The sequence below is a fragment of the Kitasatospora sp. NPDC056327 genome (genome assembly GCF_042261735.1).
Taxonomy (GTDB): domain Bacteria; phylum Actinomycetota; class Actinomycetes; order Streptomycetales; family Streptomycetaceae; genus Kitasatospora.
In genome coordinates this window covers 4558-30411 of the sequence record NZ_JBHJRC010000073.1, presented here as the reverse complement: position 1 = coordinate 30411, position 25854 = coordinate 4558, and the positions used below count along the sequence as shown (strand labels likewise).

Here is a 25854-nt window from a genome sequence, read left to right as displayed (position 1 = left end):
CCGGTGCCGGCGGGGGGCAGCCGAGACCGGATCTCAGGCACAGACCTCCGACAACTGCTCCGCCCTGACCTGCTCCGCCAGCTCGCCCAGCAGGCGGGTCCACTCCGCGACGAGCCCCTCCCCGGGCTTCTCCGGGTACATCGCCGGGTGCAGCGTCACCGAGACCACCGCCACGCGGTCCGGGTCGGAGGGGCAGAGCACCATTCCCGCCGCCGTACCCCAGGTCCGTACGATGCCGCGCTCGGCCAGCTCCCTGGCAGTCCAGTCGCCCAGCGTTTCCATCTCGTCGGCGGCCTGCGACGTCAGCTGCACCGCGAGGCCCTCCTCCCCGTCCACCCTGATCCAACAGCTCCGCACGCCCGGCGAGCCGTCCTCCCCGAGTGACGTCCGCCGGTCCTCCACGCCCACCTTGCCCTTGGGCATCAGGGTGTTCAACGGCGTTCCGGCCGCCCGTCGGAAGCCGCACAGGGTCTGCTGCACCACCGGTGGCTCGTCGCCGCCGACCAGCACCACGCCGCCGGTGACGGCCGCCGCCAGCACGACGAGCGCTCCGCCGGCCAGGGCCCAGGTGCGCCCGGACCTCCTGCGCCGGCCTCCGTCCGCCCCGCCGGGCACCGTACCGGCCACCCCGGCCACCCCGGCCGCCTCCGTCGCACCGGCCGCCTCCGCCGGCACGGCCGCTTCCGTCCGCTCCGTCGCGTCCACCTGGCACTCCCTCCCGCAACCGCGTCCCACCCGGGCGCGCCTTGATCATCCGAGCGGCGCGCAGCCTACCGTCCCGCGCCCCACTGGATCGCACACGCCCTCCTCCCGCTCCCGCCGCACTCCCCCGCCCCCGGCCTCCCCGCCCGCCCCCGCCTGCCCTCCGCGCGAACCCCGACGCCCAACTCGCCCATATCGCCCGACAATCATCCATCTCGCTCGATCGAGGGAACTATCGCGCGAGTCCACGGTTTCACGGCCCGATAGGGGCAACATCAGCACGTCCGCGCCCGAACGACCTTCCGTCCGGGCGGCAGAAACCCGTCCCCTGGATCAGCCCGTGACTACCTCCGCCCCCGTGTGGGACTGCCCCTTCAACCACACCGACGGCCTGGAGTTCGACCCCCTCCTCAAGCGCCTGCTCACCGAGGAGCCGATCGCCAGGATCCGCCTGCCGCACGGCGAGGGCGAAGCGTGGCTGGCCACCCGCTACGAGGACGTCCGGGTGGTCACCACCGACCGCCGGTTCAGCCGGGCCGCCGGCATCGGCCGCGACCTGCCCCGGATGACGCCCGCCCCGATCGCCCAGGTCGAGTCGATCAACCTGATGGACCCGCCGGCCCACAACCGGCTGCGCCGCCTGGTCGCCCAGGGCTTCACCAACCGCCAGGTGGAACGGCTGCGCCCGCACACCCAGCGCGTCGTCGACGCCTACTACGACGAGATGGCCGAGCACGGCGCGCCCGCCGACCTCGTCCACTTCCTCTCCTCCCGGCTGCCGCTCACCACCATCTGCGAACTGCTCGACATCCCCGCCGGGGACCGTGCCGAACTCCGCGGCCACGCCGTCGCGATGATGGCGATGGGCCCCGGCAGCGGTGCCGGACAGGTCGACGCCAAGGCCGCCCTGCGCACCTACTTCGCCGAGCTGACCGCCGCCCGCCGCCGGTCCCCCGGCGAGGACCTCATCAGCGCCCTCGCCACCGCCCGGGACGGCGCCGAGCTGCTGGACGACGACGAACTGGCCGTGATGGCCATGGTCCTGCTGGTCACCGGCCACGACACCAGCACCTACGAGCTCTCCAACATCACCTACACGCTGCTCACCCACCCCGAGCAGCTGGCCAAACTCCGCGCCCAGCCGGACATGCTGCCGCGCGCGCTGGAGGAGCTGCTCCGCTTCATCCCGTTCCGCCAGGGCGTGGGCATCGCCCGGGTCGCCACCGAGGACGTCGAACTCGGCGGGGTGCTGATCAGGGCCGGCGAGCCGGTGCACGTCTCCTACCTGGCCGCCAACCGCGACCCGGCGATGTACGAGCGGCCCGACGAGCTGGACCTCGACCGCGGCGCCCCGACCCACATGACCTTCGGCTACGGCACCCACCACTGCCTGGGCTCCCACCTCGCCCGGATGGAGCTCCAGGTGGCGATCGGCACCCTGCTGAACCGCTTCCCCGGACTGCGGCTCGCCGTGCCGCCGGCCGAACTGGACTGGCGGACCGGTTCGATCTGGCGCTACCCGCGGACCCTGCCGGTCGCCTGGTGACGGCCGCCCGGTGACCGCACCGCCGCCGTGGGACCGCCGCGGCCGTGACACACGGCCGCCGGGTCACAGCCGCCGTGCCATCACCGCCGTGCCACCCCGCCCACGTCACATCCGTCGTGCCACCGCCGCCGCGCCGTGCCACCACCGCGGCGGCACCGCCGTACCCGCCCGCGGTGCCCGTCCGCCGTACCCGGCCGCGTCCACCGGACACCCGCGCCGCCCGTCCCCCGGAGACTCCCATGGCCACACTCTGCAGACCCGCCATCGCCGTGCCCGAGCACGTCATTACGCTCGACGAGACCCTCGACCTGGCCCGCGCCCTGCACGCCGACCACCCCCAGCTCGGCCTGGCGCTCCGGCTGATCGAGAACACCGGGGTACGCACCAGGCACCTGGTCCAGCCGATCGAGGAGACCCTGCGGCACCCGGGCTTCACCACCCGCAACGCCGTCTACGAGCGGGAGGCCAAACGCCGCGTCCCCGAGGTGGTCGAACGCGCCCTCGATCACGCGGAGCTCTCCGCCCGGGACGTCGACCTCATCCTCTACGTCTCCTGCACCGGCTTCATGATGCCCTCGCTGACCGCGTGGCTGATCAACACGATGGGGTTCCGCTCCGACACCCGGCAGCTGCCGATCGCCCAGCTCGGCTGCGCGGCCGGCGGCGCCGCCGTCAACCGGGCGCACGACTTCTGCCGCGCCTACCCCGGTGCCAACGTACTGATCGTCGCCTGCGAGTTCTGCTCGCTCTGCTACCAGCCCACCGACCTCGGTGTCGGCTCGCTGCTCTCCAACGGCCTGTTCGGCGACGCGGTGGCGGCGGTCGTCCTGCGCGGCCGCGGCGGCACCGGCGTCCACCTGGAGCGCAACGGCTCCCACCTCGTCCCGGACACCGAGAACTGGATCTCCTACGGGGTCAAGGACACCGGCTTCCACTTCCAGCTCGACAAGCGCGTCCCCGGCACCATGGAGATGCTCGCCCCGGCCCTGCGCGCGCTGGCCACCGAACACGCCTGGGACGTCTCCGGCCTCGGCTTCTACATCGTGCACGCGGGCGGGCCGCGGATCCTGGACGACCTCTGCCACTTCCTCTCCCTGGAGCCCGCCGCGTTCCGGTTCTCCCGCGCCACGCTCACCGAACGCGGCAACATCGCCAGCGCCGTGGTCTTCGACGCACTGGCCCGGCTGTTCGAGGAGGGCGGTGTCGAGGACGGCACCCAGGGGCTGATCGCCGGATTCGGTCCGGGCATCACCGCCGAGATCTCGCTGGGCAGTTGGGCGGGCAGGCCACTGGAGGCGGTGGTTCCGCGCCGACCGCGCGCGATCGACGCGACGGAGCTGACGCTGACTCACCCGACGGCGCCCCTGCTGCGTCCGGCCGGGACTACGATCACCGAATGACCGACACCACCGACACCACCGGTACCACGGACACCCCCGATCCCGCCCGGACCCCGCTGATCCCCAGACCGCAGCGGCCCGCCGACGCCGGCCGGGCCGCCGAGCTGGCCGCGCTGTTCCCCGCCCTGCACGCCCCGCAGTACTGGGACTGGGGCCGCTACGACGCGCAGTTCTCCACCGCCCTGCCACCGGACGAGCTGGTCACCAACATCCACCTGGTGGGCTTCACCGACACCGGCCGGGTGGTGCTCTGCCGCGACGAGCGCGACCACTGGTTCCTGCCCGGCGGCACCCGTGAGCACGGCGAGACGGTCGACTCCTGCCTGGCCCGCGAGCTGCGCGAGGAGGCCGGCGCCCGGCTGCTCGGCGAGCCGGTCTGGCTGGGCGCGCACCGCTGCGTGACCGACGACCCGGTGCCCTACCGGCCGTGGCAGCCGCACCCGGAGAAGGCGTGGCTCTGGGGCTGGGCCGAGGTGACGGTGGACTCGGTCCCGACCAACCCGGAGGACGGCGAGCAGGTGGTCGAGGTCCGCGCGGCGGAACCGGCCGAGGCGCAGCGGCTGCTGCTGCACGGCCACGAGGCCTGGTGGGGCGAGCTGATCGAGCTGGCGGTGGAGCTGCGCGCGCGTCCGCGCTGAGTCCGCACCGGGTTCGGGCCGGATCCGCGCCGGGCCCGCACCGGGTTCGGGCACCGTCCGGGCTGCCGCCCGCCCTATTCCCCCGGGGCCGGAAGATCACCGGAACGGCCCAGCAACGGGCACCGGTGTCCGTTACGCGGTGGTATGACTCGAAGGGACTCGGGTCCCTCTCGGGCCCGCTCCGACGGGAGCCCTCATGGACAACTACCCGCTGCTCAACATCTTCTGGACGATGCTGGAGCTGTTCCTCTGGATCCTCTGGTTCTTCCTGCTGTTCAAGATCATCACGGACATCTTCCGCAGCCACGACATGGGCGGCTGGGCCAAGGCCGGCTGGATGCTCCTGGTGATCCTGCTGCCGCTGATCGGCGTGCTGGTCTACGTCATCGCCCGCGGCAAGGGCATGGGTGAACGCGACATCGCCCAGGCGCAGAAGGCCGACGCCGCGTTCAAGCAGTACATCCGGGACGCGGCGGGCAGCGACGCCGGGGCCGGCGAGGGACCGCCCGGCGGCCGCAGCCACGTGGACGACCTGGCGAAGCTCGCCGACCTCAAGGCGAGCGGGGCCATCTCCGAGGAGGAGTACCAGAAGGCCAAGGAGAAGCTGCTGGTGTGACCCGGACGGAACGCCCGTGGCCGGCGGACACCCGTCCGCCGGCCACCGGTCCCGCCGACCGTCAGCCGTCAGCCGTCAGCCGCCGGACGCCGGACGCCGGACGTCAGCGCCGCCCGGAGCGCCGGTCGTCCCCCGACCCACCGGCCAGTCCGGCCCGGCGCAGCGCGTCCGCCATGGCGCTGTTGCCCAGCGGGGCCTGGCCACCGCCGGGCCCGCCCCGGTCGCCCCGGTCGCGCCGGTCCCCCTGGCCGCGCCCGCCCTGGCCCGGCTGTCCGCCCTGGCCGCCCTGGCCGCCGCGCCGCTCCTGGCGGGGCGGGCGGGCCTGCCGGTCGCCGCCGCGCCCGCCGTCACCGCCGCCGCGCCCCACCTCGTCGTCCAGCCGCAGGGTGAGCCCGATCCGCTTGCGCGGCACGTCCACCGAGGTGACCCGCACGGTCACGATGTCGCCGGGCTTGACCACCTCGCGCGGGTCCTTGACGAAGTTCTTCGACAGCGCCGACACGTGCACCAGGCCGTCCTGGTGCACGCCCACGTCGACGAAGGCGCCGAACGCGGCCACGTTGGTCACCACGCCCTCCAGCACCATGCCGGTCTCCAGGTCGCCGATCTTGTCGACGCCCTCCTTGAAGGTGGCGGTGCGGAACGCCGGGCGCGGGTCACGGCCCGGCTTGTCCAGCTCGCCGAGGATGTCGGTGACGGTCGGGACGCCGAAGGTCTCGTCGGCGAAGTCGCCCGGCCGCAGGGCGCGCAGCCGCCCGCTGTTGCCGATCAGTTCGCGCAGCTCGCCGCCGGTCGCGGCGAGGATCCGGCGCACCACCGGGTACGCCTCCGGGTGGACGCTGGAGGCGTCCAGCGGGTCGTCGCCGTCCGGGATCCGCAGGAAGCCCGCGCACTGCTCGAAGGCCTTCGGGCCGAGCCGGGCGACCTTCTTGAGCTCCTTGCGGGTGCGGAACGGACCGTTGTCGTCGCGGTGCGCGACGATGTTGTCCGCGAGGGTGCCGGTGATGCCGGAGACCCGGGTGAGCAGCGGGGCGGAGGCGGTGTTGACGTCCACGCCGACCGCGTTCACGCAGTCCTCGACGACCGCGTCCAGCGAACGGGAGAGCTTCACCTCGCTGAGGTCGTGCTGGTACTGGCCGACCCCGATCGACTTGGGATCGATCTTGACCAGTTCGGCCAGCGGGTCCTGGAGGCGGCGGGCGATCGAGACCGCGCCGCGGATCGACACGTCCAGCTCCGGCAGCTCCTGCGAGGCGAACGCGGAGGCCGAGTAGACCGAGGCACCGGCCTCGCTGACCATCGCCTTGGTGAGCTTGAGCTCGGGGTGCCGCTTGAGGAGGTCCTCGGCGAGCTTGTCGGTCTCCCGGGAGGCGGTGCCGTTGCCGATCGCCACCAGGTCGACGCCGTGCTTGCGCGCCAGCGCGGCCAGGGCGGCCAGGGCGGCGTCCCACTTGTTGGCGGGCTGGTGCGGGTAGATCGTGTCGTGCGCGACCACCTTGCCGGTGGCGTCCACGACGGCGACCTTCACGCCGGTGCGGAAGCCCGGGTCCAGCCCCATGGTGGCCCGGGTGCCGGCCGGGGCGGCGAGCAGCAGGTCGCGCAGGTTGGCGGCGAACACCCGGACCGCCTCGTCCTCGGCCTCCGCCCGCAGCCGGCCGCGCAGGTCGATGCCGAGCCGCACCAGGACCCGGGTGCGCCAGGCCCAGCGGACGGTGTCGCCGAGCCACCTGTCGGCCGGGCGGCCGTGGTCGGCGATGCCGAAGCGGGCGGCGATCCGCTGCTCGTAGTCGCTCGCGCCGGGCAGGTCGCCGGCCTCGTCGCCGTCGTACGGGGACAGGTCGAGGTCCAGCACCTCCTCCTTCTCTCCGCGCAGCATCGCCAGGATGCGGTGCGAGGGGAGCTTGGTGTAGGGCTCGGCGAAGTCGAAGTAGTCGGCGAACTTCGCGCCCTCCTGCTCCTTGCCCTCGCGCACGGTCGCGACCAGCCGGCCGCGCGTCCACATCCGCTCGCGCAGCGAACCGACCAGGTCGGCGTCCTCGCCGAAGCGCTCCACCAGGATCGCCCGGGCGCCCTCCAGCGCCGCGCTCCCGTCGGCGACGGCCTCGTTGAGGTACTGCCCGGCCAGCTCCGCCGGGTCCTGCGAGGGGTCGGCGAGCAGGGTGTCGGCCAGCGGCTCCAGACCGGCCTCCCGGGCGATCTGCGCCTTGGTGCGCCGCTTGGGCTTGAACGGCAGGTAGATGTCCTCCAGCCGCGCCTTGGAGTCGGCGGCGAGGATCTGCGCGCGCAGCGCGTCGTCCAGCTTGCCCTGCGACCCGACCGACTCCAGGACGGCGGTGCGCCGTTCCTCCAGCTCCCGCAGGTAGCGCAGCCGCTCCTCCAGGGTGCGCAGCTGCGTGTCGTCCAGCGAGCCGGTGACCTCCTTGCGGTAGCGGGCCACGAACGGCACCGTCGCGCCCCCGTCGAGCAGCTCGACCGCAGCCTTCACCTGCCCCTCGCGGACGCCCAGTTCCTCGGCGATCTTCCGCCCGATCGCCTGCTGGGCCTGCTGGGCCGCCTGTTCGACTGGCGTGGTCACGAAGCCGGTCACCTTCTTCAGAGTTGCTGTTCGTACCCCCGCATTCTGGCAGGCGCCCGTGACAGCCCGGTCCGCCCCCGTCACCCGGGCGTGGCGCGGCGGGGGGCCACCGGCGGGGCCGCCGTGACCCCGAGCGCCCCCCGCGAAACCCAACGCCCCCGCGAAATCCTCACGTTCTCACCCTGGTGTTCGAAATCCGCCTGATCGCGGGGCCCCTCCCGGCGTACAGTGCCGGGCATGTGCGCAGCCGCCCGGACGCCCGACCGCATGCACGCCGACGACCACCTGAACGGCCAAGTGAACGAAGACCCGTACCGCCCGTATGACCCGTTCGACCCGCACGACCGCCTGCACGAACGCCTCCAGGACGACGAACCCGTCATCGACACCGGCCTGGTCCGACGGCTGATCGCCGTCCAGTTCCCGCACTGGAAGGGCCTGCCCCTGGCGCCGGCCGGCCCGCCCGCCACGGACAACGCGATCTTCCGGCTCGGACCCGAACTCGCCGTCCGCCTCCCCCGGGCCGCCTGGGCCGCCGGGAACCTCGCCCGCGAGCAGTACTGGCTCCCCCGTCTCGCCCGGCATCTGCCGGTGCCCGTCCCCGCGCCGGTCGGCCGCGGGCGCCCGACCGTCGGTTACCCGTGGGAGTGGTCGGTGCTGCGCTGGCTGGACGGCACCAACCCAGTGCTCGGCTCGCTCGGCAATCCCGTCCAACTCGCCCACGACCTCGGCGGTTTCGTCGCCGCCCTGCGCGCCGTGCCGCCGGGCCCGGACGCCCCGGCGGCCTCCCGCGGCGGCACGCTGGCCGGCCGTGACGCCGCCACCCGCGCGGCCGTCGGACGGCTGCGCGGGGTGATCGACACCGGTACGGCGACGGCGCTGTGGGACAAGGCCCTGCGGCTTCCCGACTACGCCGGACCGGCGGTCTGGGTGCACGGCGACCTCTCCCCCGGGAACCTGCTGATCCACGGCCAACGCCTCTCCGCCGTACTGGACTTCGGGCTGCTCGGGACGGGGGACCCGGCGGTCGACCTGATCGCCGCCTGGAACCTGCTCCCGGCGACCGCCCGGCCGGCGTTCCGCGCCGCGCTGGCGGTCGACGACGCCACCTGGGAGCGGGGCCGGGCCTGGGCGCTGTCCCTGGCGCTCGTCCAGCTGCCCTACTACCGGACCACCAACCCGCCGGTGGCGGCCAACGCCCGGCACGTCGTCCGGGAGATCCTGACGGACCGCAGCGTGTGAGCGGCGGCGGTGAGAGCCGCAGCGGGCGAGCGGCGGCGGGCGGGCCCCTCGGCGGGCCGCCTCCGTCGGGGCGGGCGCGGTCGCCGGGGCGGGTACGGGCGCGGTCGCCGCGGCGGGTGCGAACGCGGGGGCGGGGGCGGGGGCGGGGGCGGGCCCGGACTACACGAAGCGCGTCGCCTCGGCCGCACCCGGCGGCAGCCCGGAGCGGGCCGCCTCCGCCTGCCAGGAACCGGCCAGTTCGGCCGGGAAGCGGCGGCCACTGCGGGTCAGCACCAGCCCGGGGGTCAGCTCCACCTCGTCGCCCGGCCGGAACGGCCGGTCCGTCCCGGCCCGGAGGTCCGTCCACGGGCCCAGGTGCCCGCGCCGCCCGGCCTCCCTCATCCGGCTGCCGTAGGTGCTGGTGTCCCGGACCGTCACCGAGCCGCCGCGCACCGAGACCTCCAGGTGCCGCCGGCTGACCCGGGCCGCCCGCTCCACCGGTAGCAGGCCGAGCAGCGCGATGCCGCCCTCCGCCGCCCCGGGCGCCCGCCCGACCAGCGTCCGCGAGCCCTCGTCGAGCGTGAACCGGGCGACGCACCCGCCGTCCAGCACCACCTTCACCTGGGCCGCACCGGGCCGCGCCCCGTCGTCGAGCAGCGGCACGCCGTGCAGGTCGCAGGTCGGCACGCCCCGCCGCATCCGCGGCAGCATCACCCGGCCCCCGCGGTGCACGCTGTAGAGGGTGCACCGGGCGTCCGGGCAGCGCCACGCCCGGCCCACCACCTCGACCAGCGGCTTGCTGGCGGCGGTCAGCAGCCCCTGCTTCTTGAGCGCCGACAGCTCCATCTTCTTGGAGATCTCCGCGCCCGTCCGGTAGCCCATGTCGAGCGGAACCAGCCGGACCAGCCCCCGCCCGGCCGCCTCCGGCCGCAGGAACTGCCAGGTGTTGCCCTGGATCCACGGGTGTTCGATGCGGTGGTCGTCGTAGTGGTCGGCGGTGACCACCTGGATCCCCGTCATCCCGGCGATCTCCAGCACCCGCTCGTCGGCGTCCGGCACCTCCTCAACCAGCCCCTCGGCGACCCACCGCGCCAGGGTCCGGGCCTGCGCCTCCTCCTCGAACTCCCGCCGCCCGCCGAGCAGGCTGCGGTCCGCCACGCAGTAGACGGCGACGTGCCGGTCCCCGGTCAGCCGCACCAGGGCGTCCACGACCAGCCCCAGCCGGTGCAGCGAACGGGGCGCCGGGCCACCGAAGTCCGTGCGCCGCACGACGTTGGAGAGCTCGACCAGGTAGTCCGCCCGGTCCGCCGAGGTGGCCAGGTTCCGGTCGATGCCACGGTAGATCCGCTGTTCCAAGGGGCCCTCCGCAGTCGCCCGCCGTTCCACTGCCGCCTGCCTGCCGTCGCGTGCCGTCCCGCCCGCTCCGAGCCCATCATCACCCCAAGGCCCGCGCCCCGGGGAGCCTCTCGGGAAACCCGTGCCGGGACCCGCCCAGTAGGGTGCGGACATGACACGCCATCTGACCTTCGAAGGCCCGCACAACTTCCGTGACCTGGGCGGCTATCCGGCCGCCGACGGGCGGACCGTCCGCTGGGGACTCGTCTACCGGTCCTCCTCGCTCGGCGCGCTCGCCTCGGCCGCCGACCTCGAACGGTTCCGGGCCCTGGACATCGGAACCGTGATCGACCTGCGCTACCCGTGGGAGACGGCCCGCCGGGGGCGGATCCCGGAACTGGAGGGCGTCGCCTACCACAACCTCCCGATCGAGCACCGGCCCTACGACCAGGCCGAGATCGACCCGGGCGTCGACCCCTGGCGCTTCCTCGCGGACCGCTTCGCCGAGGTGGCCGAGGACGGCGTCGCGGAGATCCGCACCGTCCTGGAGCTGATCGCCGACGCGGAGCGCCCGGTGGTGTTCCACTGCGCCGCCGGCAAGGACCGCACCGGGCTGATCGCCGCCCTGGTGCTCTCCCTGCTGGGCGTCGGCGAGGACGACGTGGCCGCCGACTTCGCGCTCACCGAACTCGTCACCGACCGCCTGGTCGCCGGCTGGCACGCCGCCAACCCCGGACGCACCCTGCGCTGGCCCTCCTTCGGGCGCGCGCCGGAGGAGGTGATCCGGCTCGCGCTCGCCGATCTGAACGCCGCCCACGGCTCGGTGCACGCGTATGCCACCGGCAAGGTCGGCGTCGACGGGGCACTGATCGGCCGGCTGCGCGACCGGCTGCTCTCCGCGCCGTCCCGGTGACGGCGAGAACCGGCCAGCGCATTACCGGAACGACAATCGCATGAAAAAGAAAGCGATCATACCGTAGAGCAGAATCGGGCGAATCGGATCGGCGTTCGCCGGAAAGAACCTCGGGCGAGGAATTTCCGGCGAATACCGATCACCCCCTTGCCCGCTCCACCGGGTTCGCCCCAGCCCCTCCGAATGACCGGAAAAAATGGTGCTGAGCGCCTGTTCGTGCACGCTAGGGTCATTTCCGCGGTGGCTCGGCCGATCGGGTGACCCACGACCGTTCCGGTCGGACCTCCGCTCGATTCCTTTTGCCTGCATGACCCCGCCCCGTACGGCGGTGTCACCGAAACGATCGGACGGACCATGCGCGCAAAGCACCCCGCCGGCCACCCCCTCCCCGCCGACAGCCGTCCCGAGTGCCGGACCCGCGAACGGACCGATCGCCGCACGGCCGTCCGGGGCGCCCTGGTGGCCGCCGCACTGGTCGGGTTCGCCGGTGCCACCCCCGCGCTGGCCGAGGGCTCCTGGACGTCCCACATCAGCAGTTGGGGGCCCGGCTCGGAGTCCCGCCGCTGGGAGGACAGCGACCGCGACGACGTCCTCACCACCGTCACCTTCCAGGGTTGCCAGACCGGCAACAACGACTTCAAGGACGCCGCCCTCCAGCTCTACAAGGACGTCTTCGGCCCGGACAAGACCTACGGCTACCGGAGCAACCACTGCGACACCTCCAGCTGGGGCGACCAGAGTTCCGGGAACTACTACTTCACGCTGGAGGGCGTGCGCAGCGGCTCCAGGCTCTGGGTGGACACCGTCACCACCCAGTACTGAGCCCGGCCCGCACCGGCGCCACCCTGCACCGACCCAGACCGGAACCGGCCCCACCCCGTACCGGCCCCACCCGGAACCGGCACCACCGCCCCGGCCACGGTTCCGGCGGACGGCCCCGTCCGCCGGCGCCCGCGCACCCCCTCCCGAGCGAAATGCGTCGTCCGCCATGGCCCTTGAATTCCACCGCATCGACTTCCAGTACGGCCGGAAGGCGCTCCTCTTCGCCGCCCTCGATCTGCGGATCGACAATCCGGCCACCGTTCTGCTGGGCCCCAACGGCGCCGGAAAGTCCACTCTCATGGCCATCGCCGCCTCCCAGTCGAGCCCGCGCCGGGGCTTCGTCACCTGGCACGGCGTCAACCCGGCTTCGGGCGGCGGCGACCGGGCCGCCTACCGCCGCGCGGTCGCCTGGCTCCCGCAGCAGATCACCCCGGTCCCCGGGCTCACCGTGCGCGAACAGGTCGCCTACTGCGGGTGGTTGAAAGGCATGTCGCGGGCCGCCGCCTGGCAGGCCTCGGCCGGCGCGCTCGCCCGGGTCGGCCTCGGCGAACTCGCCGACCGGGCCGGCCACGAGCTCTCCGGCGGGCAGCTGCGCCGGATGGGCATCGCCGGCTGCCTGGCCCACCACAGCGAGCTGATCCTGATGGACGAGCCCACCGCGGGCCTCGACCCCACCCAGCGCGCGGTGTTCCGTGCGCTGGTCGAGGAGTTGACGGACGAGGTCGGCGTCATCGTCTCGACCCACCAGACCGAGGACCTCGCCGGAACCTACCGACACGTGGTGGTGCTGGACCGGGGCCGGGTCCGCTTCCAGGGCGCCACCGAGGAGTTCCACGCCCTGGCCGCCGGCGGCCTGCCGGTCGCCGGGGCGGGCGGCAGGAGCGGCGGGCCCGGCACGGTCCCCCCGGCGGGTGGCGCCACCGGGGCGGGCGGCGGCGGTGCGCCGGACGCCGAGGCCGCGTACGCGCGGCTGATCGAACGGGAGACCTGACATGCGGCTGCGCACCGTCCTGAGGGTCTCGGCCGGCACCCGGACACTGCCGTTCCTGCTCGGCTTCGTCCTGGTCGCGCTCGGCGACGAGCTGACCGCCCGGGTCACCCCGGCCTACGGGCTCGCCGCTGCCGGACACGCCGGCCTCGCCCTGCCGTTCGCCGGTGCGGCCTGCGCGGCGGCCGGCGCCTGGGAGGGCGGCCGGCTGCAGCGCGGCAGGGTGTTCAGCCGCTCACCGGTACGCTCCGCGCTCGCCGTCACCGCACCGGTGCTGCTGCCGGTCGCCGTGATGGGCGGGCTCGGCATGGCCGCCGCGCTCGGCACCGCCGCACTCGCCGGCGGCACGGCGGACGCCGTCCCGCAGCCCGGTCCGCTCGCCGTCTGGGCCGGACTGCTGCTCGCCGACACCCTGGTCGGCTCCGTCGTCGGACGGGTCCTGGCGCCCGCGGTCGCCGTCCCGCTGGCACTGACCGGCGGCTTCGTGCTGAACGCCTACCCCGCCGCGTTCGACACCTTCTGGCTGCGGCACCTGGTCGGCGGCGGGCTGTCGGACTGCTGCGCCGTGGACCAGGTGCTGGACGGGCGGGCGGTGGTGGGCCCGCTGGTGTTCTCGGGCGCGGTCTGCGCCGCCGCCGCACTGCTGATCCACCGGCGCGGCACCCCGCTCGCCCTCGCCGCCGCCCTGGCCGTCACCGCGAGCGGCATCGCGGTGGGCGGCTGGACCACCCGTGACCTCGGCCCCGAACCGGTCCGCGCCCGGCCCGCCGGCGCGCTGGTCTGCGACGGCGAGCAGCCGCGCGTCTGCCTCTGGCCGGAGCTCGGCGGCACCCGCTCGGCGATGGTCCGCGCGGAGGTCCGCCGGATCGCGGACACCCTCTCCCGGCAGGGCCTCGCCGTCCCCGCGGGATTCACCATGGCCGCCCGGCCCGGGCCGGGCGAGGCGAAGCTCGGCGTCCCGACCGACGCCCGGGCCGCGGACGTCGTCCCCGCCGTGGTCGGCGGGCTGCTCCCGCCCGCCCCGGACTGCGCCCGCCGCGGCGAGCCCTACCCCGCCGCGCTCGCGGCCGGCACCGCCGTCGCCTGGCTGACCGCCCGGGCCTCCGGCCGGGACGGCCCGGCCCCCGCGGCGGGCCGCTTCACCTCCGCCGACACCGGCCGCGCCGCCCACCTGCTCCGGCTGCCCGACGCCGCCCAGCTCGCCTGGTACCGCGCCACCGCGGCCGCCCTGGCCGACTGCGGAACCCCGCCCCCGCCGGCCGGGGGTGAACGGTGATCTGGTGGTGCAAGGCGCGCGCGGTACCGGTGCTGCTGGCCGTCCTCGCCGGGACCTTCGCCGCCGGCCTGCTGTTCGGGGACGGCGAGCTCCCGGCCCTCTCCACGCACGGGCAGGCCGGCCACTTCCTCGTCGCCCACGTGATCACCCTGCTCCCGGCGGTGTTCCTGCTGCACGGGCTCGGCCGGGGCGACCTGCGGACCGAGACCGTGGCCGGACGCTCCCTGCGCGTGCTGGACGTCGGGCTCGCCCTCGCCCTCGCGGCCACCGGGGCGACGTGCGGCAGCCTCGCGTACGCGGCCGGCCAGGGCGCGCTCGCCCTGGTGCTGGCCCGCAACATCGCCGGCTACCTCGGCCTCGCCCTGCTGCTCCGCCCCGTCGCCGGTCACCGTCCCGCCGCCGCCGTGCTCGCCGCCGTCCCGCTCCTCTGCTCGGCAGCCGGCCGGCACCCCGACGGACGGCCCCAGCCCTGGGCCTGGCCCCTGCACCCGGCCGACTCCCCGTACGCCCTGACCGCCGTCGCCCTGCTCCTCCTCGCCGGCCCGGCCTGCACCCTCCTCCGCTCCCCACCCCCCACCACCTGACCCACGCACCCCGGCACCCCGGCGGCGCGGCATGCCACGGAACCCTGGAGCCGAACGGCTGTCTGCGCCGGTGAAGTCCGACCCCACCAGCACGGGTTCGCGGCATTGTCGGGAAGGACGGGTCGGAATGGCCCCACCCCCGACGGGCCGCCCGAAAACCGCTGCTCAACGCGCTCGCTCCGCGGCTAGCATCTCCGGATGCCTCTTCGCCAGTACGTCTACTTCGCCTTGTTCAGTCCGCATGTCCCCGCCGAGGAGATGACCTCGCGCCTGGGTATCGCTCCTGACCAGGTGTCCGTTCGCGGCAGCAGGTTCACCGAGCCCAAGGTGATTCCTGTCAGCCACAGCTGGCAGGTCGTCTGCCGAGATCCCGATCTGTGCGTCGACGAGCAGATCGCCCGCGTCCTCGACAGGCTCCGGCCCCACACGGCCCGCATAGCCGAGCTGGCGGGTCGACTGGCGACCGACGACGGCAGGGCGGTTCTGCAGGTCGTTCGCCACTTCAACGACTCCGACGACGAGTCGCCCGGCCACCCGGACGCTCGCAACCTCTTCGGCTGGCATCTGGGGCGTGACGTCCTGGACTTCCTCGCCGCGGTAGGCGCCGACCTCGATGTCGACGAGTACGACATGACCCCGAGCGACGAACCCGTCTGAGCGTGCGGCCTCGCGCTCGTTCAATGCCGAGCCCGCCAACCGCCGGGCGGGACCGGCTCGGACCGTTCCTCGGTGGGGCCACCGGCAGCCGTCGTCCCGGGGGCCACAATGCCGGTGGAACCGCGGTCGCAACGGGCGGCTGCGTGCCCGGGGTGTGGGGCATCGTTCATGCGGGTGCGCAGCCGGCACGGGCGCAGGATCGCCGATGCTCCGGTCGGTACCCAGCCGGCGATCATCGCGCTGAAGTCGGCCCGGCCGACTTCTCGCGCGCCGCCCGGCCCGGCCGGTGCGGCTCAGTGGCGGTGGGGGCGGCGGCGGGGGGCGTTCTGTGGCTTGCGGCTTCCGCGTGGCGGGCGGGTGCCGGGGAGCGGGGGTGGCAGGTCGGGGGTGGTGGGCCAGTGGGCGGGGCGGTTCAGGGCGGGCGGCAGGAGGGTGGCTGCGTTGCCGCGGGCGGCGTTGAGCTGTGCCTGGGTGAGGAAGAGCGCCTCGGTGAGGTCGGCGCCGGACAGCTCGGCGTCCCGCAGGTCCGCCCCGATCAGGTCGGCGAGCCGCAGGTCCGCCCCGGCGAGGTCCGCCGCGACCAGCAGCGCGCCCCGCAGGTTGGCGCCGCGCAGGTCCGCGCCCCGCAGGGAGGCGCCGAACAGGTCCGCTCCCCGGTGCTCGCGCCGGCGCGGGACGGCCGCCCGGACCAGTTCGCTCGCCCGCAACAGCAGCTCGGCCACCGTCTGCCGGTGTGCGGGGACGTCGACCGCCAGGATCTCCTCGGGCGTGCCGTCGGCCAGCCGCCGGGTCTCCTCCAGCGCCCGGCCCAGCTCCCCGTGGACGGGCCGGGCCGGGGCGAAGGTGAGCGCCTCGGTGAGGTACCAGAGCAGCTCGTGCAGCTGCCGCACCACCGGGAACACCTCGAACATCGCCCCGGAGTCCTCGGGGGCCTCGCGCCAGCTGCGCCCGCCGAAGGTGACCTGCGAGACGTGCTGGCCGGCCCCGAAGCAGTCGTAGACGGTGCAGCCGGGGAAACCGCTGTCCCGCAGCCGCTCGTGGATGCCGCAGCCGAAGTCGGGCCGCAGGTTGCGGCAGGGGCTGCCGGCCGCCTTGTTCATCGCGAAGTCGGTGCCGGCGGCGAACGGCAGCGCGACGCAGCAGAGCCCGAAGCAGCTCCCGCAGTCGGAGACGAGGTTGAGGCCCGGGTCGCTCACGATGCTGTTGTTCCTCCGGTACGACGACGTGGTGCGCAGTAGAGCGTACCGGCCGCCCCGAACGGCCGTCGGTTAGTGTGGTCGGCCGAACGGGAGCACGAAGCGCCCGCCCTCACGCCACCCGGCAGCACGCCCGGCAGAACACCCGGCACGGCGCGGCACGACCCTGCACAGCGCACCACCAGCGGAGGAACCAAGGCATGTCCCGGCACGACCTGGCGCCGTACCCGGACACCGAGGGCACCTCCGGGCCCGCGGGCGCCGCCGGGGAACCGGCCCTGCGCCTCCCGCCCCGCGCCCGCACCGCGGCGCTCACCCTGCTCTGCTTCGCGGTCTGCCTGGCCATCGGCGCCCAGCAGTGGACCACCGCCCAGCTCGGCGGCTTCGACCTCGGGATCTTCGACCAGGGCGTGCGCGGCTACGCGCACCTCGGCCTGCCGGTGTCGTCGCTGAAGAGCTACCACCACGAGTTCCCGCCCGGCTTCTCGCTCCTCGGCGACCACTTCTCCCCCGTGATCGCGCTGATGGCGCCGCTGTACTGGCTCTGGGACGACCCCCGCTCCCTGCTCCTCGGCCAGGCGCTCTGCTTCGCCGCCGGCGTGCCGCTGATCCGCCGGATCGCCGCCCGCTGCTTCGCCGACGCGGACCCGCGCACCGCCCGCCGCGCCACCGACCTGGCCGCCCTCGCGTACGGCCTCGGCTGGCCACTGCTGGTGGCCTCGCGCGGCGGGTTCCACGAGGTGGCGTTCGCGGTGCCGCTCACCCTGCTGATGCTGGAGCGCGGCATGGCCCGCCAGTACTGGGCCTCCGCGACGGCCGCCCTGCTGCTGTGCTGCACCAAGGAGGACATGGGCCTGGCGGTCGGCGCGTACGGCCTGGTGCTGCTGCTGAGGGCCCGCCGCGACCCGGACCCCGAGCGGCGCCGGCCGGCCGTCCGCTGGGGCCTGGGGCTGCTGCTCGGCGGTCCGCTCGCCGCGGCGGTCGCCATCGCGAAGCTGGTACCGGCGATGGGCGGGGTGCCCGGCTACTACTGGAACTACCAGGCACTCGGCGAGGACGGCGGCTCGGCGGTCGCCAACGTCCTGGCCGACCCGACCCTCCTGGTCTCGGCGTTCTTCGACGCCCCGCTGAAGCCGCTGCTGCTGCTCTGGCTCTTCGGCACCCTCTTCCTCCTGCCGCTGCGCTCCGCGACGGTGCTCCTGGCCGTCCCGCTGCTCGCCGAGCGGGTGCTCTCCAGCAACCCGAACCACTGGTCGATCGCCCGGCACTACGACGCGTTCCTGTGGCCGATCCTGCTGGTGGCCGCGCTGGAGGTGCTGGGCCGCTGCCACCGGCGGGCGCTCACCCGGCGGCTCGGCGTGGCCGCGGCGGCCGTGACCGTCGCGGCCGCGCTGCCGCTCGGGGCGGCGAACCTGTTCGTGCCGGGCTACTGGCAGCCGAAGACGAGCGAGGCGGCGCTGCTGCGCGGCGCGGCGCTCGTTCCGGACGGCGCCTCGGTGGAGGCCGACAACCAGGCCGCGCCGCGGCTGACCGCCCGCGCCGACGTGGTCCTGGTGGACGGGACGCCGCGCGGGCGCGAGTACGTGCTGATCCGCGCGGACAAGCGGTCCTTCCCGTTCCGGACCGACCGGGAGCAGGCGGCCCGGATCGAACTGCTGCTGGCGCACGGCTACCGGACCGTCTGGTCGCAGGACGGTGTGTACCTGCTGCACCGGGAGGGCACCGGGCCGGTCCCCGGCGAGCACGTGCCGGGTCCGGACGCCGTGCCCTACCAGGACGAGGTGCCCTCGGACGTCGGCCACAACCTCTTCCGCGGCTGAGACCCGGCCCGCCCCGGCCCCACTCGTCCTCATGCGTCCCCGTCGGCCCCGCCCGCCCCGAACGCTCCCGCGTCCGCCCGGCACCGGACGCCCGGCTCCGCTCAGCCCTCGTACGGCAGCAGGTCGGCACGCTTGGGCGGGCGCCCGTCGCCGGAGGAACGGCCGGTGAGCCGGCGGCCGATCCACGGACCGAGGTGGGTCCGGGCCCAGCGCGCGTCGGCGGCCAGCTTCTCGCCGCGGCCCGGCGGGACGGCGGCTGGCAGCGGCGCGCGCCAGTCGAAGCCGGCCGGACGGCCGAGCGCCTCCAGGACGGCCTCGGCGACCCGGCGGTGTCCCTCGGGAGACAGGTGCAGCCGGTCCTCCGCCCAGAGCCGCCGGTCGTCGAAGCACGGCGCCGAGAAGAGGTCGACCACCGCGATGCCCGGCTCCTGGGCGAGCTCGTGCACGAAGGCCTTCATCCGCAGGATCGCCGGGAGCAGCCGGGCCGCGCCGGCCAGCCGCCGGGTGGGGTCGGTACTGGTGAAGAGGACCACGGTGGCACCGGTGGCGCGAAGCCCGGTCGCGGAGGCGCCGAGGAGCTGCTCGATCCGGGCCACGTCGCAGCGCGGGCGCAGCACGTCGTTGAGACCGCCGGCCAGGGTGACCAGCTCGGCGCCCATGGCGGCGGCGCGGTCGAGCTGTTCGTCGTGGATCTGGCCGATGAGCTTGCCGCGGACGGCGAGGTTGGCGTACCGGAAGCCGCCGGCCGGCCGCTCGGCGGCGAGTCGCGCGGCGAGGCGGTCGGCCCAGCCGCGGTAGTGGCCGTCGGGCAACAGGTCGTCGCACATGCCCTCGGTGAAGGAGTCCCCGACGGCGACGTAACTGCTGAAGGCGGTGGGCCCGTTCCCGCTGCCGGGCGCGTTGCCCGGGCCGGGCGCGTTCCCCGCGGCGGAGGTGTTCCCCGCGGCGGACGTGTTCTCCGTGTTCTCCATGGCCCGACGATCGTACGCGCGCCGCCGGCGGCCCCGTCCGGCGGTCCGGCCCCGACTCAACGCCGACGGCAATCGGATGCCGATTCCCCGTTCATCGGTGCCGGGCACAGTGGAGCGCACCGGGAGCCCGGCTCCCGGCGGAAGCAGCACCGCACCACACGGCCGAACCTCGGTCTCCCAGTGGCCGGTGCGGATCCGCGACCAGCATCGGGGGAGCTGGTCGGCCGGGTCCGACGGATCCGACACCGGCACGACGGGGTCCGCGCAGTCCTCGGACGAACTGCGCGGACCCGGTCCCCTGCCAACGCCGGTGCGGGTGCGCTGCTCCCGGGCTCCCGGACCGCGGGCGCGGCGCCTCCCACACCGGCGCCCCCGCGGTCCGGTCCGCTCGGCCCTGAGGCCCCCCGGACCCGCCCGGACCCGCCCTGGTCGGCCCGGAGCACCCCGGACCACCCGGAGCAACCCGCACCCGCTCAGACCGCCGCCGCCTCGCCGAACGCCTCCGCGCCGGTGATCCAGTGCGTCCGCACGGCGTCGGTCGGCCGCTGCTCCCCGAGCGCGGGCAGCCCCCACGCGCCGAGCGCCTCGACCACCGGCCGCAGGGCGGCTCCCCGCCCGGTCAGCTCGTAGACGGTGGCGTTGGCCGGCCGTTCGAGCCGGCGGCGCTCGACGAGGCCCTCGCCCTCCAACTGCTTGAGCCGCGCGGCGAGGATGTCGGTGGAGACGCCGGGCAGGTCGGCGTGCAGGTCGGTGTAGCGGCGCGGACCGGCCAGGAGTTCACGGACGATCAGGAGGCTCCAGCGCTCCCCCACCGCGTCCAGGGCGCGGGCGACGGCGCAGTACTGGTCGTAGCTTCGGCGTGACATGTGGATCAGCATAGCCAAGAGGTTGGACTTTCCAAGTGCCTACTTGGTAGAACAAAGCAACCAGGATCGACGCGGGGTGACGGTCGGGAGGCCACAGATGGAGTTTCGGCAGTCCAGCAAGCTGAATGACGTGTGTTACGAGATCCGCGGCCCGGTGGTCGACCAGGCCAACGCGCTGGAGGAGGCCGGGCACAGCGTGCTCCGGCTGAACACCGGCAACCCGGCCACCTTCGGCTTCGAGGCGCCGGAGGAGATCATCCAGGACATCATCCGCAACCTCCCCCGCGCCCACGGCTACAGCGACTCCCGCGGCATCCTGCCGGCCCGGCGCGCGGTCGTGCAGTACTACCAGCAGCGCGGCGTCTCCGGGGTGACCGTCAACGACGTCTACCTCGGCAACGGCGTCTCCGAGCTGATCCAGATGGCCGTCACCGCGCTGGTGGACGACGGCGACGAGGTGCTCGTCCCGATGCCCGACTACCCGCTGTGGACGGCGGTGGTCCGACTGGCCGGCGGCAAGGCGGTGCACTACGCCTGCGACGAGCAGGCGGAGTGGTTCCCCGACCTTGAGGACATCGCCTCGAAGATCACCGCCCGCACCAGGGCGATCGTGGTCATCAACCCGAACAACCCCACCGGCGCGGTCTACCCGAAGGAACTGCTGGAGGGCATCCTCGACCTCGCCCGCCGCCACCAGCTGATGGTGCTGGCCGACGAGATCTACGACAAGATCCTCTACGACGACGCCGAGCACCACTGCCTGGCCGCCCTCGCCGACGACGTGCTCACCCTCACGTTCAACGGCCTGTCGAAGTCCTACCGGGTCGCCGGGTTCCGCAGCGGCTGGCTGGTCGTCTCCGGCCCCAAGCAGCACGCGAGCGACTACATCGAGGGCCTCACCATGCTCTCCGGCATGCGCCTGTGCCCCAACGTCCCCGCCCAGTACGCCGTCCAGGCCGCGCTCGGCGGCCACCAGTCGATCAACGACCTGGTGCTGCCCGGCGGCCGGCTCGCCGAACAGCGGGACGTCGCCCACCGCGCGCTCAACGAGATCCCCGGCGTCAGCTGCGTCAAGCCCAAGGGTGCCCTCTACGCCTTCGCCAGGCTCGACCCGGCCGTCCACCGGATCGTCGACGACGAGCGCTTCGTCCTGGACCTCCTCCTCCGCGAGAAGATCCACGTCGTCCAGGGCACCGGCTTCAACTGGCCCCGCCCCGACCACTTCCGCTTCGTCACCCTCCCCCGCGCCGACGACCTGGAGACCGCCATCAACCGCATCGGCCGCTTCCTCGCCACCTACCGCCAGACCTGACCGCGCCCGCGCCGCCGGGGCCCGGCCACCCCGCGGGCCGCCACGGACCACCGCGGGCCCCGGCGCGGAAAGCGCCGGGGCCCGCGGAGCGGCCGGACGGCCGGGCGTCCGAACGGCCGGAGGCCGGTGGCTACCAGCCCCAGCCGCCGCCCCGGCCGTCGTCGTCGCGGTCGCCCTCCCAGCCCTCGCCGACCGTGCGGAGGATGGTGTAGTGGTCGACCCGGGTGCCGTCCTCCGCCAGGGCGGTGACGGTCATCTCGGACTTCCGGCCCAGGTGGGCCGGGGTCACGTCGACCTTGATGAAGGAGTAGCCGGTGTAGCGGACCCGGGACCACTCCACCTTCTCGGTCACCTTGCCGCCGCCCTTGGCGAAGTAGAAGGTGTCCACCGAGTCGAGGCGGTTCTCGTGGCCCTCGTAGGTGTCCGGGGCGTCGAAGCGGTACAGGCTCCGGCCGGCCGCGCCCGCCGTCACGTACACCACGCCGTCCTTGGCCGGCTCCACGGTGGCGCCGCTCGGCACCTGCTTGGAGACCTTGTTGCCGAGGATCGCGTCGGTGCGCTCGTACACGTGGTTGTGACCGTTGATCACCAGGTCGACCCGGTACTTCTCGAACAGCGGCACCCAGGCCTCCCGCACCCCGCCCTCGGAGGCGTGCTGGTGGGTGGTGGAGAAGGCGCAGTGGTGGAAGAAGACCACCACGAAGTCGACCGTCTCGTCGTTGCGCAGGTCCTTGAGGGTGCGCTCCAGCCAGCGGGTCTGCTTGCCCGCGGAGATGCCCAGGTTGGCCGGGATCTCGTAGGACACGTCGTTGGCGTCCAGCGAGATCACGCCGACGTTCTTGTAGCGGAACGAGTAGACCCCGGGGACGCTGCGCCTGTCCGGGCCGTTGTCCGGCAGGTAGAAGCGGGCGTTCTCGCCGCCGTAGCCGTTCGGCGAGTACCAGGCCTCCATGTCGTGGTTGCCGTAGGCCACCATCCACGGCACCTTCGAGGCGACCGTCTCGGTCTGCACCAGGAAGGCGTCCCAGGTGGCGGCGTTGAAGACCGACCGGTCGGAGTCCTGGCCGGAGCCCGCCGGGTCGGCGTAGCAGATGTCGCCGGCGTGCAGGTGGAAGGCCGGGTTCTGGGCCAGGACGATGTGGTCGTTGCCCCTGGCGTGGTCGCTGACGCCCTGGTCGCCGAAGGCGGTGAAGGTGAACGGCTCGTACACCTTGCCCCAGCGGTGCTCGCGCGAGGGCGCCGTGCGGAAGGTGCCGAGGGTCGAGACGGCCTGCTGCGAAGCCGGGTCGAAGCCCTGGTGGCCGACGCCGTAGTAGTAGGTGGTGTCGGGGTGCAGGTCCTCCAGCGCCACGTGCAGGTAGTACTGGTCCACCGGCACGCCGTTCGGCGTGAGCGCCGGGGTGTGCAGGGTGCGCACCTCCGCCTCGACCTTGTGGCCGAGGTCCCAGGGCTGCTTGCCGTAGCGCAGGAACGGCCGCTTCACCGGTGCCGGCACCTGCCAGGAGACCCGGAACTGGGTGTCCGGCTCGGGCCCGAAGGAGAGGTGACGCCCGATCGGGGCCACCAGCGAGCCGTCGATGCCCGCCGCGGCGCCACCGGTCAGCAGCTGCGGCGAGGCCGGGGCGGCCGAGGCGGTGCCGCCCAGGACACCGCCCACCGCCAGCGCGCCGACCGAGACGGCACCGGCGTGCAGCATCCGCCGGCGGGAGAAACGGGCCCGCAGGTACTCGTGCTGCTCGGCCATGCTCATGCGTTCGGCGAGCTTCACCGGCACGCCCATGTTCGGAGTTTCCATGCGCCGGACTCTTCCAGCCACGCGTTGACCGGACACGGACGCGCGATGAACGCGCCCGGGCGTGCCGGTCAGTCGAACGCCAATGTTCGACCATGGCTCGGCAAAGCCGTACGCAGGCGAAACGCCCGCCCGGGCCCGCCGGGGAGCCCACCCGACGGACGCCGGAGGGCGACTGGCAGGATCGTCGACCATGGCCCGGATCCTGATCTACCGTCGCAACCTCCGCTTCCCGCACGCCTCCGTCGTCGACGGCACCCGCGCCCTGGGTGAGCTGGGCGAACGGCACGGCTTCACCGTCGACGCCACCGAGGACCCGACCGTCTTCCGCCCCACCGCGCTGCGCCGGTACGCGGCCGTCGTCTTCCTCTCCACCGGCGGCCCGGTGCTCGACGAGGCCGGGCAGGACGCGCTGCGCGCCCACCTGACCGCCGGCCACGGCTGGCTGGGCGTGCACGCGGCGTCCAGCACGGCGTACGAGTGGCCGTGGTTCGAGGGGCTGGTCGGCGCCCGCTTCGACCGGCACCCCCCGATCCAGACCGCGCCCGTCCGGGTCGCCGACGCCGATCACCCCGCCACCGCCCACCTGCCGGCCCGCTGGGACTGGACCGACGAGTGGTACGACTTCCGCTCCGACCCGCGCGAGCGGGGCGTCCGGGTCCTGCTCACCGTGGACGAGGCCGACTACACGGGAGCCGGGATGGGCCTGGCCGACCGCCACCCGCTCGCCTGGTGCGGGGAGCACGACGGAGCGCCGACCTTCTACACCGCGCTGGGCCACGCGCCCGAGGCCTACGCGGACAAGGCCTTCCGCGGCCACCTGCTGGGCGGCCTGCGGCACGTGCTCGGCTGACCGGCGCGAAAAGGGCCGCCCGGAGCAGCGGTGCTGCTCCGGGCGGCCCGGTTCGTCCGGCGGCTCATCCCGTCACGGACGGGGCGGCCCGTCGGGAACGGGCGGTCACCAGCAGTCGGGATCCCGCTTGTTGCCGAGGTTGACGGTGATGCAGTCGTCACCCCTCACCTGGTAGGGCCCGGTGACCGGGTCGTGCGGCACCAGGTAGCCGGGGGGTGCGGCGGTCTCCTTCAGGTAGTACTCGCCGACCGGCAGGTGCTTGAAGTCGCAGCCGCCGTCGGACGCGGTGGTGCACTCGGTGCCCGTCCGGGTGTCCGGGTTGTCGCCCGTGGTCTGCAGACCCGGGACACCGTTGCTCTCGCGCCACAGCTCGAAGTCGGCCCCGGCCAGCGGCTTGCCCGACCAGGCGTCCCGCTTGTTGAGGTGGATCGAGCCGGTGGCCGGCGGCTTCGGCGAGGGGCAGTCACGGGCCGTGACCTGGACGCCGGCCGAGGCGTTGGCCGGGGTCAGCACCAGCGGACCGAACACCGGGTCGGCGGGCAGGTCGTACCCGGTGGGCGCGACGGTCTCCCGCCAGTAGTAGGTGCCCACGTCCACCGTCCGGCGGCAGAAGCCGTCCGCGCCGGTGGTGCAGGACGCACCCACCTGGGTGTCCGGGTTCACGCCCGTGGTCTGGAGACCGGGGACACCGTTGGTCTCGTGCCACAGCTCGAAGACGCCGCCCGCGAGCGGGGCGTTCGTCTCGGCGTCCTTCTTCAGGACCCGCACCTCACCGGTGACCGGCGGCTGCGCGGCGTCCGGGGCGGTCACCTGGACGCCCGTCGACGCGTTGGCCGGGGTCAGCACCAGCGGACCGAACACCGGGTTGGCCGGCAGGAGGTACCCGGCGGGCGCGGCGGTCTCCAGCCAGTAGTAGGTGCCCACGTCCACCGTCCGGCGGCAGAGACCGTCCGCACCGGTGGTGCACGGGGTGCCCACCTGGGTGTCCGGGTTCACGCCCGTGGTCTGGAGACCCGGAACACCGTTGGTCTCGTGCCACAGCTCGAAGACACCGCCCGCGAGCGGGGCGTTCGTCGCAGCATCCGTCTTCAGCACCCGCACCTCACCGGTGACGGGCGGCTGAGCCGTGTCCGGAGCCGTCACCTGCACGCCCTCGGCGGCGTTCAGCGTGGTCAGGACCAGCGGACCGAACACCGGGTTCGCCGGCAGCAGGTACCCGGCGGGCGCGGCGGTCTCCACCCAGTAGTAGGTACCGACCTCGACGGTCTGACGGCAGAGGCCGTCGGCACCGGTGGTGCACGGGGTGCCCACCTGGGTGTCCGGGTTGACACCGGTGCTCTGGAGACCGGGGATCCCGTTCGTCTCCTCCCACAACTGGAACACACCACCCGCGAGCGGCGCGTTCGTCACCGCATCCGTCTTCAGCACCCGCACCTCACCGGTCCTCACCGGCGGCTGCGGAGCGTCCGGAGCGGTCACCTGCACACCGACCGAGGCGTTCGCGTCCGTCAGGACCAACGGACCGAACACGGGATTCGCCGGCAGGACGTACCCGGCGGGCGCGGCGGTCTCCTGCCAGTAGTAGGTACCGACCTCGACGGTCTGACGGCAGATGCCGTCCGCACCCGTCGTGCACGGGGTGCCCACCTGGGTGTCCGGGTTGATACCGATGGTCTGGAGACCGGGGATCCCGTTCGTCTCCTCCCACAACTGGAACACACCACCCGCGAGCGGCGCGTTCGTCACCGCATCCGTCTTCAGCACCCGCACC

Annotated in this window: 21 protein-coding genes and 1 pseudogene; 14 read left to right on the top strand and 8 right to left on the bottom strand. The window is 74.0% G+C overall.

The genetic code is table 11. The features are described 5' to 3' along the window. Positions 1-33 precede the first annotated feature (33 nt). On the bottom strand, positions 34-705 hold the full coding sequence (locus ACFCX4_RS13655; RefSeq protein ID WP_376141709.1) for a hypothetical protein: 672 nt from the start codon (positions 703-705) through the stop codon (positions 34-36). Between the two features lie 337 nt (positions 706-1042). On the opposite strand from ACFCX4_RS13655, the gene ACFCX4_RS13650 reads away from it, so the two are divergent. From ACFCX4_RS13650 to ACFCX4_RS13635, 4 genes are all read left to right on the top strand, one after another. Beyond that, positions 1043-2248: a cytochrome P450 gene (locus ACFCX4_RS13650; protein WP_376141706.1), complete on the top strand. Its 1206-nt coding sequence runs from the start codon at positions 1043-1045 to the stop codon at positions 2246-2248. Positions 2249-2487: 239 nt separating this feature from the next. Further along, complete coding sequence (locus ACFCX4_RS13645) at positions 2488-3648, top strand: type III polyketide synthase (protein WP_376141703.1); 1161 nt, start codon at positions 2488-2490, stop codon at positions 3646-3648. After that, on the top strand, positions 3645-4286 hold the full coding sequence (locus ACFCX4_RS13640) for an NUDIX domain-containing protein (protein ID WP_376141700.1): 642 nt from the start codon (positions 3645-3647) through the stop codon (positions 4284-4286). Before ACFCX4_RS13645 ends, ACFCX4_RS13640 begins: the two co-directional genes overlap by 4 nt. A gap of 196 nt (positions 4287-4482) precedes the next feature. Continuing rightward, a complete protein-coding gene (locus ACFCX4_RS13635) occupies positions 4483-4902 on the top strand; it encodes an SHOCT domain-containing protein (RefSeq protein WP_376141697.1) in 420 nt (139 codons plus the stop codon). A 103-nt stretch (positions 4903-5005) separates the two neighbouring features. Here the strand turns inward: ACFCX4_RS13635 and ACFCX4_RS13630 are convergent, their stop codons facing one another. After that, a complete protein-coding gene (locus ACFCX4_RS13630; RefSeq protein WP_376141694.1) occupies positions 5006-7477 on the bottom strand; it encodes a Tex family protein in 2472 nt (823 codons plus the stop codon). Positions 7478-7714: 237 nt separating this feature from the next. On the opposite strand from ACFCX4_RS13630, the gene ACFCX4_RS13625 reads away from it, so the two are divergent. Next, a complete protein-coding gene (locus ACFCX4_RS13625; protein WP_376141691.1) occupies positions 7715-8719 on the top strand; it encodes an aminoglycoside phosphotransferase family protein in 1005 nt (334 codons plus the stop codon). Positions 8720-8878: 159 nt separating this feature from the next. Here ACFCX4_RS13625 and ACFCX4_RS13620 read toward each other — a convergent pair whose 3' ends face one another. After that, a complete protein-coding gene (locus ACFCX4_RS13620; RefSeq protein WP_376141688.1) occupies positions 8879-10054 on the bottom strand; it encodes an FHA domain-containing protein in 1176 nt (391 codons plus the stop codon). Positions 10055-10205: 151 nt separating this feature from the next. Between ACFCX4_RS13620 and ACFCX4_RS13615 the strand changes: the two genes are divergently transcribed. From ACFCX4_RS13615 to ACFCX4_RS13590, 6 genes are all read left to right on the top strand, one after another. Further along, the gene (locus ACFCX4_RS13615; protein WP_376141685.1) at positions 10206-10946 is read left to right on the top strand and encodes a tyrosine-protein phosphatase; all 741 of its coding nucleotides are present in this window, start codon (positions 10206-10208) and stop codon (positions 10944-10946) included. A 354-nt stretch (positions 10947-11300) separates the two neighbouring features. Continuing rightward, positions 11301-11768 (top strand): hypothetical protein, encoded by a 468-nt coding sequence (locus ACFCX4_RS13610; RefSeq protein ID WP_376141682.1) that lies wholly within the window; start codon positions 11301-11303, stop codon positions 11766-11768. Between the two features lie 166 nt (positions 11769-11934). Then, entirely contained in the window at positions 11935-12759 is an 825-nt protein-coding gene (locus ACFCX4_RS13605; RefSeq protein ID WP_376141679.1) for an ATP-binding cassette domain-containing protein, read from the top strand. A 1-nt stretch (position 12760) separates the two neighbouring features. Further along, the gene (locus tag ACFCX4_RS13600; RefSeq protein ID WP_376141676.1) at positions 12761-14032 is read left to right on the top strand and encodes a hypothetical protein; all 1272 of its coding nucleotides are present in this window, start codon (positions 12761-12763) and stop codon (positions 14030-14032) included. Beyond that, positions 14029-14616 carry a hypothetical protein gene (locus ACFCX4_RS13595; protein ID WP_376141673.1) on the top strand — a complete coding sequence of 196 codons (588 nt, stop codon included), beginning with the start codon at positions 14029-14031 and terminating at the stop codon, positions 14614-14616. Before ACFCX4_RS13600 ends, ACFCX4_RS13595 begins: the two co-directional genes overlap by 4 nt. Before the next feature lie 198 nt (positions 14617-14814). Then, a complete protein-coding gene (locus ACFCX4_RS13590; RefSeq protein WP_376141671.1) occupies positions 14815-15273 on the top strand; it encodes a DUF4279 domain-containing protein in 459 nt (152 codons plus the stop codon). A gap of 293 nt (positions 15274-15566) precedes the next feature. Here ACFCX4_RS13590 and ACFCX4_RS13585 read toward each other — a convergent pair whose 3' ends face one another. Then, on the bottom strand, positions 15567-16469 hold the full coding sequence (locus tag ACFCX4_RS13585) for a pentapeptide repeat-containing protein (RefSeq protein WP_376141668.1): 903 nt from the start codon (positions 16467-16469) through the stop codon (positions 15567-15569). 200 nt (positions 16470-16669) lie between these two features. Here ACFCX4_RS13585 and ACFCX4_RS13580 point away from each other — a divergent pair, with 200 nt between their 5' ends. Then, positions 16670-18289 carry a DUF2079 domain-containing protein gene (locus ACFCX4_RS13580; RefSeq protein ID WP_376141665.1) on the top strand — a complete coding sequence of 540 codons (1620 nt, stop codon included), beginning with the start codon at positions 16670-16672 and terminating at the stop codon, positions 18287-18289. A gap of 101 nt (positions 18290-18390) precedes the next feature. Here the strand turns inward: ACFCX4_RS13580 and ACFCX4_RS13575 are convergent, their stop codons facing one another. Together ACFCX4_RS13575 and ACFCX4_RS13570 are read right to left on the bottom strand one after the other, a co-directional pair. Further along, on the bottom strand, positions 18391-19116 hold the full coding sequence (locus ACFCX4_RS13575) for an SGNH/GDSL hydrolase family protein (protein WP_376141712.1): 726 nt from the start codon (positions 19114-19116) through the stop codon (positions 18391-18393). 659 nt (positions 19117-19775) lie between these two features. After that, positions 19776-20126: pseudogene (locus ACFCX4_RS13570) on the bottom strand (winged helix-turn-helix transcriptional regulator); the annotation flags it as partial. A gap of 97 nt (positions 20127-20223) precedes the next feature. Between ACFCX4_RS13570 and ACFCX4_RS13565 the strand changes: the two are divergent. Further along, positions 20224-21438 carry a pyridoxal phosphate-dependent aminotransferase gene (locus ACFCX4_RS13565; RefSeq protein WP_376141662.1) on the top strand — a complete coding sequence of 405 codons (1215 nt, stop codon included), beginning with the start codon at positions 20224-20226 and terminating at the stop codon, positions 21436-21438. Between the two features lie 130 nt (positions 21439-21568). On the opposite strand, the gene ACFCX4_RS13560 is transcribed toward ACFCX4_RS13565, so the two are convergent. Beyond that, on the bottom strand, positions 21569-23233 hold the full coding sequence (locus ACFCX4_RS13560) for a fibronectin type III domain-containing protein (protein WP_376141659.1): 1665 nt from the start codon (positions 23231-23233) through the stop codon (positions 21569-21571). 190 nt (positions 23234-23423) lie between these two features. Here ACFCX4_RS13560 and ACFCX4_RS13555 point away from each other — a divergent pair, with 190 nt between their 5' ends. Then, positions 23424-24083 carry a ThuA domain-containing protein gene (locus tag ACFCX4_RS13555; RefSeq protein ID WP_376141657.1) on the top strand — a complete coding sequence of 220 codons (660 nt, stop codon included), beginning with the start codon at positions 23424-23426 and terminating at the stop codon, positions 24081-24083. Between the two features lie 105 nt (positions 24084-24188). On the opposite strand, the gene ACFCX4_RS13550 is transcribed toward ACFCX4_RS13555, so the two are convergent. Further along, positions 24189-25854 (bottom strand): collagen binding domain-containing protein (locus tag ACFCX4_RS13550; protein ID WP_376141654.1); only part of this gene is annotated, 1666 nt, incomplete at its 5' end.

Excerpts from the sequence above, each read along its gene's own strand:
- ACFCX4_RS13645 (WP_376141703.1), top strand. The coding sequence starts at position 2,488 with ATGGCCACACTCTGCAGACCCGCCATCGCCGTGCCCGAGCACGTCATT.
- ACFCX4_RS13640 (WP_376141700.1), top strand. The coding sequence starts at position 3,645 with ATGACCGACACCACCGACACCACCGGTACCACGGACACCCCCGATCCC.
- ACFCX4_RS13635 (WP_376141697.1), top strand. The coding sequence starts at position 4,483 with ATGGACAACTACCCGCTGCTCAACATCTTCTGGACGATGCTGGAGCTG.
- ACFCX4_RS13625 (WP_376141691.1), top strand. The coding sequence starts at position 7,715 with ATGTGCGCAGCCGCCCGGACGCCCGACCGCATGCACGCCGACGACCAC.
- ACFCX4_RS13615 (WP_376141685.1), top strand. The coding sequence starts at position 10,206 with ATGACACGCCATCTGACCTTCGAAGGCCCGCACAACTTCCGTGACCTG.
- ACFCX4_RS13610 (WP_376141682.1), top strand. The coding sequence starts at position 11,301 with ATGCGCGCAAAGCACCCCGCCGGCCACCCCCTCCCCGCCGACAGCCGT.
- ACFCX4_RS13605 (WP_376141679.1), top strand. The coding sequence starts at position 11,935 with ATGGCCCTTGAATTCCACCGCATCGACTTCCAGTACGGCCGGAAGGCG.
- ACFCX4_RS13600 (WP_376141676.1), top strand. The coding sequence starts at position 12,761 with ATGCGGCTGCGCACCGTCCTGAGGGTCTCGGCCGGCACCCGGACACTG.
- ACFCX4_RS13590 (WP_376141671.1), top strand. The coding sequence starts at position 14,815 with ATGCCTCTTCGCCAGTACGTCTACTTCGCCTTGTTCAGTCCGCATGTC.
- ACFCX4_RS13580 (WP_376141665.1), top strand. The coding sequence starts at position 16,670 with ATGTCCCGGCACGACCTGGCGCCGTACCCGGACACCGAGGGCACCTCC.
- ACFCX4_RS13575 (WP_376141712.1), bottom strand. The coding sequence starts at position 19,116 with ATGTGCGACGACCTGTTGCCCGACGGCCACTACCGCGGCTGGGCCGAC.
- ACFCX4_RS13565 (WP_376141662.1), top strand. The coding sequence starts at position 20,224 with ATGGAGTTTCGGCAGTCCAGCAAGCTGAATGACGTGTGTTACGAGATC.
- ACFCX4_RS13560 (WP_376141659.1), bottom strand. The coding sequence starts at position 23,233 with ATGGAAACTCCGAACATGGGCGTGCCGGTGAAGCTCGCCGAACGCATG.
- ACFCX4_RS13555 (WP_376141657.1), top strand. The coding sequence starts at position 23,424 with ATGGCCCGGATCCTGATCTACCGTCGCAACCTCCGCTTCCCGCACGCC.